This is a genomic window from Streptomyces sp., from assembly GCF_019510245.1.
GTDB lineage: Bacteria > Actinomycetota > Actinomycetes > Streptomycetales > Streptomycetaceae > Streptomyces.
Genome location: NZ_JAEKKT010000114.1, coordinates 156,086 through 168,247, shown reverse-complemented (window position 1 = coordinate 168,247; position 12,162 = coordinate 156,086). Strand labels below are relative to the sequence as shown.

The 12,162-nt window shown below is 72.6% G+C and carries 12 protein-coding genes and 2 pseudogenes; 5 read left to right on the top strand and 9 right to left on the bottom strand.

The features are described from left to right. Both JF597_RS07235 and JF597_RS07230 read left to right on the top strand, forming a co-directional pair. Positions 1–379 (top strand): SAM-dependent methyltransferase (locus JF597_RS07235; protein WP_293990761.1); only part of this gene is annotated, 379 nt, incomplete at its 5' end. A gap of 73 nt (positions 380–452) precedes the next feature. Then, positions 453–914, top strand: coding sequence for an SRPBCC domain-containing protein (locus JF597_RS07230; protein ID WP_293990759.1), 462 nt, complete (start codon positions 453–455; stop codon positions 912–914). Between the two features lies 1 nt (position 915). On the opposite strand, the gene JF597_RS07225 is transcribed toward JF597_RS07230, so the two are convergent. Then, positions 916–1,701, bottom strand: coding sequence for an NPP1 family protein (locus tag JF597_RS07225; RefSeq protein WP_293990758.1), 786 nt, complete (start codon positions 1,699–1,701; stop codon positions 916–918). A 231-nt stretch (positions 1,702–1,932) separates the two neighbouring features. Between JF597_RS07225 and JF597_RS07220 the strand changes: the two genes are divergently transcribed. Next, complete coding sequence (locus JF597_RS07220; RefSeq protein WP_293990756.1) at positions 1,933–3,582, top strand: carboxylesterase family protein; 1,650 nt, start codon at positions 1,933–1,935, stop codon at positions 3,580–3,582. A gap of 6 nt (positions 3,583–3,588) precedes the next feature. On the opposite strand, the gene JF597_RS07215 is transcribed toward JF597_RS07220, so the two are convergent. Continuing rightward, a complete protein-coding gene (locus JF597_RS07215; RefSeq protein ID WP_293990754.1) occupies positions 3,589–4,749 on the bottom strand; it encodes a PP2C family protein-serine/threonine phosphatase in 1,161 nt (386 codons plus the stop codon). 92 nt (positions 4,750–4,841) lie between these two features. Continuing rightward, positions 4,842–5,831 (bottom strand): aldo/keto reductase, encoded by a 990-nt coding sequence (locus JF597_RS07210; protein WP_293990752.1) that lies wholly within the window; start codon positions 5,829–5,831, stop codon positions 4,842–4,844. Positions 5,832–5,979: 148 nt separating this feature from the next. Here JF597_RS07210 and JF597_RS07205 point away from each other — a divergent pair. Next, positions 5,980–6,033 (top strand): annotated as a pseudogene (locus JF597_RS07205) (hypothetical protein); the annotation flags it as partial. A gap of 9 nt (positions 6,034–6,042) precedes the next feature. After that, a pseudogene (locus tag JF597_RS07200) lies at positions 6,043–6,647 on the top strand (NAD(P)-dependent oxidoreductase); the annotation flags it as partial. Positions 6,648–6,661: 14 nt separating this feature from the next. Here the strand turns inward: JF597_RS07200 and JF597_RS07195 are convergent. From JF597_RS07195 to JF597_RS07170, 6 genes are all read right to left on the bottom strand, one after another. After that, entirely contained in the window at positions 6,662–7,888 is a 1,227-nt protein-coding gene (locus JF597_RS07195; protein WP_293990750.1) for a cytochrome P450, read from the bottom strand. An 80-nt stretch (positions 7,889–7,968) separates the two neighbouring features. After that, a complete protein-coding gene (locus JF597_RS07190; protein ID WP_293990748.1) occupies positions 7,969–9,177 on the bottom strand; it encodes a cytochrome P450 in 1,209 nt (402 codons plus the stop codon). Then, on the bottom strand, positions 9,174–9,767 hold the full coding sequence (locus JF597_RS07185; protein ID WP_293990775.1) for an ATP/GTP-binding protein: 594 nt from the start codon (positions 9,765–9,767) through the stop codon (positions 9,174–9,176). The genes JF597_RS07190 and JF597_RS07185 overlap by 4 nt, the downstream gene beginning before the upstream one ends. 13 nt (positions 9,768–9,780) lie before the next feature. Further along, on the bottom strand, positions 9,781–10,128 hold the full coding sequence (locus JF597_RS07180; RefSeq protein ID WP_293990746.1) for a DUF742 domain-containing protein: 348 nt from the start codon (positions 10,126–10,128) through the stop codon (positions 9,781–9,783). Then, positions 10,125–10,532 carry a roadblock/LC7 domain-containing protein gene (locus JF597_RS07175; protein WP_293990744.1) on the bottom strand — a complete coding sequence of 136 codons (408 nt, stop codon included), beginning with the start codon at positions 10,530–10,532 and terminating at the stop codon, positions 10,125–10,127. Before JF597_RS07175 ends, JF597_RS07180 begins: the two co-directional genes overlap by 4 nt. Further along, positions 10,529–12,097: an ATP-binding protein gene (locus tag JF597_RS07170; protein WP_293990742.1), complete on the bottom strand. Its 1,569-nt coding sequence runs from the start codon at positions 12,095–12,097 to the stop codon at positions 10,529–10,531. Before JF597_RS07170 ends, JF597_RS07175 begins: the two co-directional genes overlap by 4 nt. Between the last annotated feature and the right edge of the window lie 65 nt (positions 12,098–12,162).

The window sequence follows — 12,162 nt, the reverse complement described above, 5'->3', positions numbered from 1 at the left end:
CCGCGAGACCCTCGACCTGACCGAGCCGGTCGCCCTCACGGTGATCGCGATCGTCCACTTCGTCCTGGACGAGGACGACGCGGTGGGCATCGTCCGCCGTCTCCTCGACCCTCTTCCCTCGGGCAGCTACCTGGCGATGTCCATCGGCACCGCCGAGTTCGCGCCCGACGAGGTGGGCCGGGTCGCCCGCGAGTACGCGGCCCGCAACATGCCGATGCGGCTGCGCACCATCGACGAGGCCCACGAGTTCTTCGAGGGCCTGGAGCTGGTCGAGCCGGGCATCGTCCAGGTCCACAAGTGGCACCCGGACGGCACCGGCGAGCAGGGCATCCGCGACGAGGACATCGCGATGTACGGAGCGGTCGCCCGCAAGCCGTAGCACGGGTTCCGTGCCGGGGCCCGGCTCACCTTCCCGGCCCCGGCACGGTCGCTGCGCGGGTACTGTCGGATCCATGCACAGCACGCGTGTCAGCAGACGGGTACAGGCGCCCCCGGCCGCCGTCTACCGGGCCCTGCTCGACCCGGAGGCGGTCGCCGCCTGGCGGGTCCCGGACGGCATGACCGCCCGGGTGCTCGCATTCGACGCCCGGGAGGGCGGTGAGTTCCGGGTGTCACTGGACTACGACGACCCGGGCCGCGCCGGGAAGTCCGGCGGGCGCACCGACACCTACCGGGGGCACTTCGCCCGGCTGGTCCCGGACGAACTGGTCGTCGAGGTCGTCGAGTTCGAGACCGGCGACGAGACCGTGCGCGGCACCATGAGGATGACGACCACGCTCACCGGGGCGGACGGTGCCACGGATGTCGAGGTCCTGCACGAGGATCTCCCCGAAGGCATCCGCCCCGAGGACAACGAGCTGGGTACGCGGATGGCCCTCGACAGGCTGGCCCGGCTGGTCGAGGGCCCCGCCTGAGTCAGGCGTTCGGGTCGAACGAGATCCCGGACGGCATGGAGTAGCCCAGGTTGGCGTTGAACGAGCCGTCCTTGATCTTGATGGTGGCGTCGCCGAAGTCCGCGTTCATCAGCTTGTCGCGGTAGCCCGCCGGGTAGCCGTCCCAGCCCACCAGACGCGGGAAGAACCAGCCGCCGGTCACGTTCTCCGGCGGGTCGTCGTTGGAGTTGGCGAACCGGAAGTCGTGGGTGGACAGGCCGTCCTTGTGGTAGACGATCTTCGGGTGGGTGCCGTCGAACCGGATCGCCGAGGCCGGCTGCACCAGGTAGCTGCTGTGCTGGGACACCGAGACGTACTGCACCTGGTTGTTCTGGATCCACACGATCACGTGTTCCCAGTCGTGCCGGTGCCCGATGGCCAACGGCCCGTACGTCGCCTGGTCCTTCTCGAAGTAGCTGGCGTACATCACCGCGCACCAGCCGTTGTTGCACTTCTCGCGCGAGTAGGTGTTGGCGTTGGCGAGCTGCGCGTAGTCGTGGCAGTGGCCGTTGACGTCACCGCCGAGCTTCAGACCGGGGTTGATGGTGCCGTCCGCGCCGATGGCCGCGGTGGCGTAGCAGCCGTCACCGTCGTAGTCGTAGGCCGGGGAGAACGTCTGCTCCAGACCGTCGGCGTTCTGCGGCAGCAGGGTCAGGACGTCGGCGTGCGCGGTGGCGGGCACGGCGACGACCAGCGCGAGCGCACCGAGAGCGGCGGCGAGGGCCTTGCGGAGCGGCCGTCTGCGGGTGGGGGGTTGCAGTTCGGTCATGGGGACTCCCTGTCGGTGAAAGGCGAAGCGGAGTCTCGCAGTCGGCTCCCGCCGACGACCACCCTTACGACTTAACTTTGACCCAAAGACAATTGAACAGCTCGCCCAACCCGGTTGCTCTCGGAGGCTGTTGACCTGCTGTGAGTCCCGCGGATGCGGTTGCCGCGGGGCGTGGCCGGGGCCAGGCTGCTCGTCGGTCGTCCCGCCCCCCACCACCCGAGAGGGAACCTCGTGAGCGACACAGACAAGCCCTCGGCCCCGTTGAACCGGCGCGGCTTCCTCGGCGCCGCCGCGGCGGCCGGGCTGCTCGGCACGCTGCCCACACCGGCCGAGGCCAGGACGGCGGCCGCCACGGCGGTGTCCACGGAGTCCGGCCAGGTCACCGGAGTCCAGGGCAGCCTGCGCGGCGTCACCGTCTACAAGGGCATCCCGTACGCCGACACCACCGCCGGCGCCAACCGCTGGCGCCCGCCGCAGCCGGCCCCCGCCTGGGACGGGGTCCGCGCCGCCGACTCCTGGGGCCCCGCCTGCCCGCAGCCGGTCACGGGCATCCCCGGTGACCAGGTGCCCGAGTTCGGCGAGGACTGCCTGAACCTCAACGTCTGGACGGCGGCCACGGGTTCGGGGGACAGCCGCCCCGTCCTGGTCTGGCTGTACGGCGGTGACCGGGCCCTGTGGTCGGGGCAGGAGATCTACAACGGCTCCCTGCTCGCGTCCAAGGGCCTGGTCGTCGTCACCCCCGACTACCGCGTCGGCCCGCTCGGCGGTCTCGCCCACCCCGAGCTGACCGCCGAGTCCGCGTACGGCGGCTCCGGCAACTGGGGGGTCCTGGACGTCGTGGCGGCGCTGGAATGGGTCCAGCGGAACATCGCCGCGTTCGGCGGCGATCCCGACCGGGTCACCCTGGCGGGCTGGTCACTGGGCGCGTCCATCGCGCACATCCTGCTCGCGTCCCGGCAGGCCGGCGGCCTCTACCACCGCGCGCTGCTCTCCTCGGGCGTCCGGTACACGAAGGACCCGGCCCTCGCCCGGGGGCCCGGCCGCTACCGGACCCTCGCCGCCGCCGAGGCCGACGGCACCGGCTTCGCCGCCCGGCTGGGCGCAGCCGACCTCGCCGGCCTGCGCGCGCTGGACGCCGCCGACATCGTCGCCGCAGCGGCCGCCGACACCGCCGCCGACTTCGGTCACGTCCTCGACGGGCACGTCCTGCCCGACACCTACACCGCCGTCCTGAAGGCCCGCGCCGAGACCGACGTGCCCGTGCTGACCGGCGTCTGCAAGGACGCGAACGGCGCCTCGCCCGACCTGAAGCCGACCCTCGACGCGTTCCAGGCCTACGCCCGCTCCGAGTTCGGCCCGCTGGGGCTCGCGGACACCTTCCTGAGCCTGTACCCGGCGGACGGCGACACGGCGGCCGCCCGGCAGTTGAGCGCCTACGCCCGCGACGAGGAACGCGTCTCCACCTTCCTGTGGGCGACCCAGTTCAAGGACACGGCCGCCGACTCCAGCGCCGTCCACACCTACTTCTGGACCCGCGTCCCGCCCGGGTACGACGACACCAACCCCGTCATCGGCACCGCCGCGACCGGCGCCTTCGAGGGCTCGGACGTCTACTACCTGCTCGGCCACCTCTACAACACCGACCGCCCCTGGACCTCCAAGGACTACGACACCGCCGACACCACCACCTCCTACGTCGCCCGCTTCGCCGCCACCGGCGACCCGAACGGCGGCTCCCTGGCCGACTGGCCCGCCCTCGCCACCGACACCCCGCAGACCATGGAACTCGGCGCGGACTCCCGCACGCTCGCGGTGGCCGACAGCGACGCGAAGCTCGCCTTCCTGAAGACGTATCTGGAGTCGCAGACCACGGAGTTCTGAAGTCCGCTACGCCCGGGCCGAGTCGTGGCCGGGGACGCCGTGGTGGTGACGGCGGTGCACGGCCGGGGTGCGGTGCAGGGCGATCAGGGCCGCGTCGTCGCCGAGTCGGCCGCCGGCGTGCGCCAGCAGGTCCCGCCGGATGCGGTGCATCAGCGCCTCCGGAGCGGCGTCCGTCCACTGCGCGACCCGCTCCGCGAGCGGGTAGAAGCGGCCCTGCGCGTCCCGGGCCTCGACGACACCGTCGGTGTACAGCAGCAGGGTGTCACCGGGTTCGAACGAGAACACGTCCAGGGTGTGCTCGCTGCCGTCCGCCCCGGGCACACCGAGCGGCGGCGACGGGTGCAGGCTCGGCACGGTGACCACGTGCCCCGGGCTCAGCAGCAGGGGCGGCGGATGACCGGCGCTGGTCATGCGGGTCACCGGGTCCTGGTCGGGGATCTCGACCAGCAGCGCCGTGGCGAACCGCTCGCCGGCCTCCTCCCGGGGCTCCAGGTCCGCCGCGTACCGCTGCACGCTCTGCTCCAGGGCGGTGGCGAGGTCCGGCAGGGTGACATGCCGGTGGGCGGACTCCCGGAAGGCGCTCAGCAGCAGCGCCGCCTCGCCGATCGCGGACAGGCCCTTGCCCCGGACGTCGCCGATCAGGACCCGGACCTCCTTTTCGCAGCGGGTGGCCGCGTACAGGTCACCGCCGATCTGCGCCTCGTCCTCGGCCGCCAGGTACAGCGAGGCGATCCGCAGCGGGCCGATGTGCTCGGGCAGCGGCCACATCAGGACGTGCTGCGCGGCCTCGGCCACCGAGCGGACCTGCGCCAGCTGGGCACGGCGCCGCTCACGGACCGCGCTGTAGACAACCGTGATCACCGACAGCAGTACCAGAGTGACGATCTGCACGACGTGGTTGGCGGTGGTCAGCCCGCCGTGGAAGACCGCGACCAGCACCTGGGCGGCCACCGCCAGTGCCCCGACCAGCGCGGTCGACCGGGGCCCTGCGAAGGACGGGGTGAGCGCCGGGGCGATGACCAGGGCGGGGCCCAGATGGATGTCCTCCGGCGAGCGGAGGTCCGCCACCGTGATCACCACGATGAGCAGGACAGGGAGCAGCAGCAGCGCGTGCGACGACTGCCACGAGCGCCGCAGCCCCGTCGCACAGATCTGCAGCTTGCCCATGCCACCAGCGTGCGCCACCGCCGGTCGACCGGCCACCGCGAGCCGCACGGCTCCCCGGAGGCCGCACGGCATCCGGGGAGGTGTCCGGCCCCCTAGAGGTTCACGGAACGCATCCCCGCCTCGTCGTAGCGCTCGCCCGCCGCCCGGGGCACCTCGGCCTCGATCCTGGCCAGGTCCTCCTTGGTGAGCTCCACGTCGACCGCGCCCGCGTTCTGCTCCAGGTAGCCGACGCGCTTGGTGCCCGGGATCGGCACGATGTCCTCGCCCTGGGCCAGCACCCAGGCGAGGGCCAGCTGGGCCGGGGTCACGCCCTTCTCGGCGGCGATCTCCTTCACCTTGGCGGCCAGCCGCTGGTTGGCCTCCAGGTTGTCGCCGGTGAAGCGGGGACCGGTACGGCGCCAGTCGTTCGCGTCGAGGTCGTCCGGGGAGGTGAACCGGCCGGCGAGGAAGCCTCGGCCCAGCGGCGAGTACGGCACGAAACCGATGCCCAGCTCCCGGCAGGCGGGCAGCACCTCGTCCTCCGGGTCCCGGGTCCACAGCGAGTACTCGGTCTGCACGGCCGCGATCGGGTGCACGGCGTTGGCGCGCCGAATCGTCTCGGCGCTCGCCTCGCTCAGCCCGATGTGCCGCACCTTGCCCTCGGCGACCAGCTCGGCCAGGGCGCCCACGGTCTCCTCGATCGGCACGTTCGGGTCGACGCGGTGCTGGTAGTACAGGTCGATGTAATCGGTGCCAAGACGCTCCAGCGAGCCGTGGATGGAGCTGCGGACGTGCTCGGCCGAGCCGTCCTGCGGGCCGATGCTGCTCATGTCGCCGGGGACGGCGTTGTCCATCCGGTAGTTGAACTTCGTGGCGATCACGTACTCGTCCCGGTGCCCCCGGATCGCCTCGCCGACCAGCGACTCGTTGGTGAGCGGTCCGTAGAGCTGCGCGGTGTCGAGGAAGGTGACGCCGAGCTCCAGCGCGCGGTGGATGGTCCGCACGCCCTCGTCCCCGTCGGCGGTGCCGTAGAAGGCGGACATGCCCATGCAGCCGAGGCCGATGCTGCTCACCTGAAGATCCCGCAGATTGCGCTGTCGCATGTGACTCCCAGCCTTTCCCGCTGACTCGTTCTCTTCACGGACGCTACGACTTCAAGAGCACTCGAAGTCAAACGGGCGCCGCCGATCCAGTACACCTGGACCCGGACCCGAACGCCGTACACCTCGCCGAGACCTCTGCGGAGGCCGCATGCTGCTGCGCCAGCTCGAATACCTCGTCGCGCTCGCCCGGGAGCGGCACTTCGCCGGGGCGGCAGCCGCCTGCCATGTCTCGCAGCCTTCGCTGGAGGGCATGCACGTCGGGACCGTGGCCGCCGGCCGGATCGGGCTCGCGGTGCTGCGCCGCCTCGCGCCCTTCGACGCGAAGCTCCACTGCACCGACCGCACCCGGCTGCCCGAGTCCGTCGAGCGCGAGCTGAACGTGACCTTTCACGAGAGCGCGGCCGCCATGGCTCCGCACTGCGACGTCGTGACGGTCAACGCGCCCCTGCACCCGGAGACCGAGGGCCTGTGCGGCGACGAGCTGCTCGGCACGATGAAGCGCGGCGCGTGCCTCGTCAACACCGCGCGGGCCCAGATCGCCGACCGGGACGCCGTCGGCCGGGCGCTGCGCAGCGGGCGGCCGGCCGGGTACGCGGGCGACGTCCGGTACCCGCAGCCCGCACCCGCCGACCACCCCTGGCGCACCATGCCGCACCAGGGGATGACCCCGCACATCTCCGGCTCCAGCCTCTCCGCGCAGGCCCGTTACGCGGCCGGTACCCGGGAGATCCTGGAGTCCCGGCCGGCCGGCCGATCCGCGACGAGTACCTGATCGTCGACGGCGGCAGGCTGGCCGGCACGGGCGCCAGGTCGTACTGCGTCGGCACCCGTCAGGGGTTCAGCCGGACGGGCAGCTCGAAGAGGTCGTTCTGGGTGACCACCGGCTTGTTGCGGAGTTCGGACGCCGGTACCGCGAGGTCCAGGCCGGGGAAGCGGTCGTACAGCGCGGGCAGCGCCACGCCCGCTTCCAGCCGGGAGAGCGCCGCACCCGGGCAGACGTGCGGGCCGTGCCCGAAGGAGATGTGCCGGTTCGGCGACTCCCGCGTGATGTCGAACTCCCCGGCGCTCGGCCCGTGCGCCTCCTCGTCCCGGCCGATCGCGGCGTACGACACGATGAGCGCGTCGCCCGCCGGGAGCACCCTGTCGCCGACCGGCACGTCCTCGGTGGCGAACCGGATCAGCACGTGCGAGGTCGGGGTGGACCAGCGCAGGGTCTCCTCGACCACCGCCGGCCAGTCCACCTCCCCGGAGAGCACCTTGGCGCGCTGCCCGGGGTGGGTGGAGAGGTTGACCACCGCGTTGACGATCAGGGAGATCGTCGTCTCGTGGCCGGCCGCCACCATCAGCTGGAGGGTGGAGACGATCTCCTCGTCGGTGAGGTGGTCGCCGTCCTCGGAGGCCAGGATCAGTGCGCTGGTGAGGTCGTCGCCGGGCTCGGCCCGTTTGGCGGCGACCGTCGCCGCCATGATCCCGGCCAGTTCGGTCAGCGTCGCGATGACCTCCGCGGGCGGGGTCTGGGTGGAGAAGAACTTCTCGAACAGCACCTTCAGACGGGGCAGTTCGGCCTCGTCGATGCCCATCAGGTCGGCGACCACGTACATGGGCAGCGGGTAGGCGAAGGCCGCCTTGAGGTCGACGGTCCCGCCGTCCGCGGGGAGCGCGTCCAGCAGGTCCTGGGTGAGCTTCTGGATCCGCTCCCGCATCTGCTCCACCCGGCGCGGGGTGAGCGCCTGCGCGACCAGCGTGCGCATCCTGCGGTGGTCGGCCCCGTCGACGGTCAGCATCGAACGGCCGGGGTTGGCGAGGCCGATCAGCGGCCAGTCCGGCGCGATCTCCCCGCGCTGCCAGGCACCCCACACGTTGATGTCCTTGACCAGACGCGGGTCGGTGAGCAGCGCCTTGGCCTCGGCATGCCGGGTGACCGCCCAGACGGGCACCCCGCCGGGCAGCTCCACGGCCGCGAGCGGACCGGCGGCGCGCAGCCGCGCGCTCTCGCCGTCGAGGTCGGTGACGAAGGGGTCGAGGGCGATCCGGGCTTGTCCGGTACCGGTCGTCATCGTGACGTGCCTCCCAGGGCAGGGTCGGGTAACTGCGCCATTCGGTGTGCTGCGCCGGTCTGTCGATGCGGAGGTGCGGATCAGAGGGCGGGTACGGGCGTGAACCTGACGGGCAGTTCGGTCAGCCCCCGCAGCCACGGCGAGGGCCGCCGGGTGAGGGAGTCGGCGGGCACCGCGAGGTCGATGTCCGGGAGCCGGTCGAGGACGACCTCGATACCGGTCCGCGCGACCACCTCGGCGACCTCCTGGGCGGGGAACGGGCAGCGGTGCTCGCCGTGCCCGAAGGAGAAGTGCGCGTTGTTGCCGCCGGTCAGCGCGGCCGCGTCGGTGCGCACCTGCGGATCGGAGTTGGCGCCCTGCAGACCCAGGATCAGCAGGTCACCGGCGCGGATCCGGCGGCCGCCCAGCTGGGTGTCGCGGGACGCCCAGCGGCCGGCGATGTTCTGGCTGGGGGTGTCCTCCCACAGCACCTCGTTCATCGCCTCGGCGACACTGTTGCGGCCGCCGAACAGGGAGGCGGCGAACCGGTCGTCGGTGAGCATCAGGCGCAGCGAGTTGCCGATCCAGTCGGCGGTCGGCTGGTGCCCGGCCGCCATCATGACCATCAGGTCCTGCATGATCTCTTCGTCGGTGAAGCCGCTCTCGTTCCGGAGCATCCGCGACACGACGTCGTCGGCCGGGTCCGCCTTCCGGTCGGCCAGCAACTGCGCCATGGACGAGCCCAGATGCTGCTGCCCGGCGATCGCCCGCTCGCGCCCGTCGATCATGTCGTTGAGCGCGGTGACCAGGCCGGGACCCTCCTCGTCGGGGAACCCGTACAGCCTGGCCAGGACCCGCACCGGCAGCAGCATCGCGTACTGGCCGATCAGGTCCGCCTCGCCGCTGGTGCACAGGCCGTCGATCAGCTCGTCCGCGAACCGCTCGGCGTGACCGCGCAGTTCGAACGGGTCGACGGCCTCCAGCGCGTCGCTGATCATCCCGGCCCGCTCACGGTGCCGCTCGCCGACCGTGTAGAGGATCGAGGGCTGCTTGCGGCCGATCATCGGCAGCAGCGGCCAGTCGTCGGGGATCACGTCCCACTGGTTCCACAGCTCCGAGTCCCGGCTGAACAGCACCGGGTCCCCGGTCACCTGGTGCAGCTCGCGGTAGCCGACCACCAGCCAGGCCGGCACGTCCCCGTCGAGCACGACGGGGGTGACGGCGCCGTGGTCGCGCCGCATCTCGCGGTACAGGCGCGCCGGTTCGGTCTGGAACCGGGGGCCGCCGAGCGGCACGGCATCGGGGGTCACACGAACTCCTGTCGGGGCAGGTCCGCCGGCGCGGACGGGCCGGCGTACCGGTTCTTGACGTGCTGGACGAGAGTGATCAGCACCTGCTTGCCGGACTCCCGGGAGCGGGCGTCGCAGTTGACCAGCGGGACGTGCGGGTCCAGGTCGAGGGCGTGCCGGACGTCCCGCGGCGTGTGCACGGGGCCGCCGAAGTCGTTGCAGGCCACGATGAACGGGGTGCCGTGCCTCTCCAGCCGGTCGATGGCGTACCAGGAGTCGCCGATCCGCCGGGTGTCGACGAGCACGACCGCGCCGAGGGTGCCGGAGAACAGCCGGTCCCACAGGAACCAGAACCGCTCCTGGCCAGGCGCCCCGAACAGGTACAGCACGTTGCGCGCGTCCAGGGTGATCCGGCCGAAGTCGAAGGCGACGGTGGTCGCGGACTTGCCGCGCACCTCCCGGATGTCGTCGACCCCCTCGCCGGCCTGGGTCATCGTCTCCTCGGTGTTGAGGGGACGGATCTCGCTGACCGAGCGGACCAGGGTGGTCTTGCCGACGCCGAAGCCGCCCACGACCACGATCTTGAAACCGTGGTCGGCGGAGGCACCCAAGGGGGTGCGCACGTCAGAGGTTGCGGAGTCCAACGAGCACCTGCTCCAGGATGTCGGGGTCGGTGATGGCCGGCCGGTAGGGGTGGCGGGCGCTGACCCGGCCGGCCGCCTGCAGGTCGCCCAGCAGGATCTTGGTGATGCTCACCGGCAGCTTCAGCTCCGCGGCGAGCTCCACCACCGAGGTCGGGAACTCGGCCAGGCGCAGGATCGCCACGTGCTCCGACTGCATGCCGGGCGTCGGCTCCGACTCGGCGACGACCAGGGTGACCAGGTCGAAGGGGCTGTCGGGGCCGGTGCCGCTGCGGCCGCCGGTGATGGTGTACAGGCGGTCGGGCGCGTCGTCCCTGCCCGGGCGGCTCATGACGTACGGGGCTGCGCGGTCAGGTGCTCGCCGAGCTGCTCGACCAGTTCGCTCATGTTGTGCCCGACCAGCCCGGGGTCGGCGTCCTCGCTGGTCACCACGGCCAGATGGGCGCCCTCGCCGGCCTCCACGATGAACAGCACGCCCCCGTAGAACTCGGTCATCGCGGACCGCACGCCGCCGGTGCCGTCGCCGAACTCGACGGACGCCCCGTGCGACAGCGACTGGATGCCGGCGGCGATCGCCGCGAGCTGGTCGGCCTGGTCGACGGAGAGCTCCGGGGTACGGCACAGCTTCAGTCCGTCGCGGGACAGCACGAGGGCGTGCCGCGCGCCCGGGGTGCGCTCCAGAAGGCCTTCGATGAGCCAGGTGAGCTTGGAGTCGGCGGTGGTCCTGCCGGTCATGAAGTGGGGTCGCCTTCCGGGTACGCGTGCGGGTGGGACGTGAGCTCTGGACCGGACTCCGGGTGGGGTGCGGGGACCGGGTCGTGCGCGGGGGTGGGGGCGTGCGGGGCGGCCGGTACGTCGGCCGCGGCGGAGTCCGAGTCGTGCGCGGCCGGGCGGACGGCCTGCCGGAAGCTGTTGAAGCGGGCGGCACGGACCCGGGCGTCCGCGGCGGCGGGCGCAGGGCGCGGCTCCGCGGGCTGGGGCGCCGACCGGCGCTCGGCCTCGGCGAGGGTCCGGCCGCGGCGCCGCCGGGGCAGCCCGGTGGGCCCGTCCTCGTCCTCGTCCGGCTCGGCGGCGGACTCGTGCACCGGTACGGGGTCCGCGGCGGCCGGCACCGGCTGGGCCGGCTCCGTCGCCGGCTCCGCAGCGGCCGCGGGTTCGTCGGCGACCGGGCGGGTCAGGAGGTCCTGCGGGACCAGCATGAGCACCCCGGTGCCACCGCGCGCCGACGGCCGGAAGGACACCTTCAGACCGTGCTTGCGGGCCAGCCGGCCCACCACTGCGAGCCCCAGCCGGGTGCCGGTCAGACCGCCGAGCTCGGTGCTGTCACCGGCGACCGCCCGCTCGGCACGGCGCAGCTGCACGTCGCCCATCACCAGCCCGCTGTCCTCCACGGAGACGATGACCCCGGCCGGCACCTCCTCCACGTACACGTGGACCTCGGCCGTGGGGGGCGAGAAGTTGGCCGCGTTGTCGAGGAGTTCGGCCAGCGCGTGCATGACGCCCTCGGCGGCGTGGCCGGCGACGGCCGTCTCGCTCACCGAGTGCACGCGCACCCGGCGGTAGCCGCTGATGCGGCCCATCGCGCCGCGCAGGATCGACTCCATGCTGATCGGACGCGCCCAGCGGCGGCCGGAACGCGCCCCGGTGAGCACGGCGATGGAATCGGCGAGCCGGCCCGCCTGGGCGGTGCGGTGGTCGAGCTGGAGCAGGTCGGCGAGCACGTCCTCGTCGGTGTGCCGGTCCTCCATGGCCCGCAGGTCGGCGAGGGTGGCGGTGGCCAGGGCCTGCATCCGCCCGGCCGCGTTGCCGGCGGCGGCGATCGCGGCGGCGCGTTCCCGCAGGGCGCGCGCCAGTTCGGTGGTGAGCCGGGCGTTCTCCTGCTGGTACCAGTCCAGTTCCTGGCCGCTGTCCTGGTGGACGCGCGCCCGCTCCTGCTCGAGGGACTCGGCGAACTCGCTGCGTTGCTGCGCCAGTTCGTCGATCAGCCGCTGCTGCTCCTGGCGCGCCTCCTCGGTGGTCCGGGCCTGCTGCTGGAGCAGTCGCCCGATGTCCTGGCTCACCGTCTCCAGCCGGCGCCGGGCGGCGCGGGCGGCCCGCGCCGCGTGCACGGCCCAGGTCACCGCCGCGCACAGCAGCAGGGCGGCCGCACTCGCGCCGAGGGTGAGGGGCGCGCGTACCGAGGCCGGGGCGGCGGTCGCCGCGGCGACGACCGCGAGGGCCGACACCACCGCGGTCAGCGCGAAGGTGGGAACGAGCGTACGGAGGGCAGGTCGTTCGCCGGGATGCGTGGGCGCGGTCATCGGTCCGGTCTGGTCCTCGGAGCAGGTAGGGATGTGAGTCCGGTGAAGGAGTTGTGACGCACGGT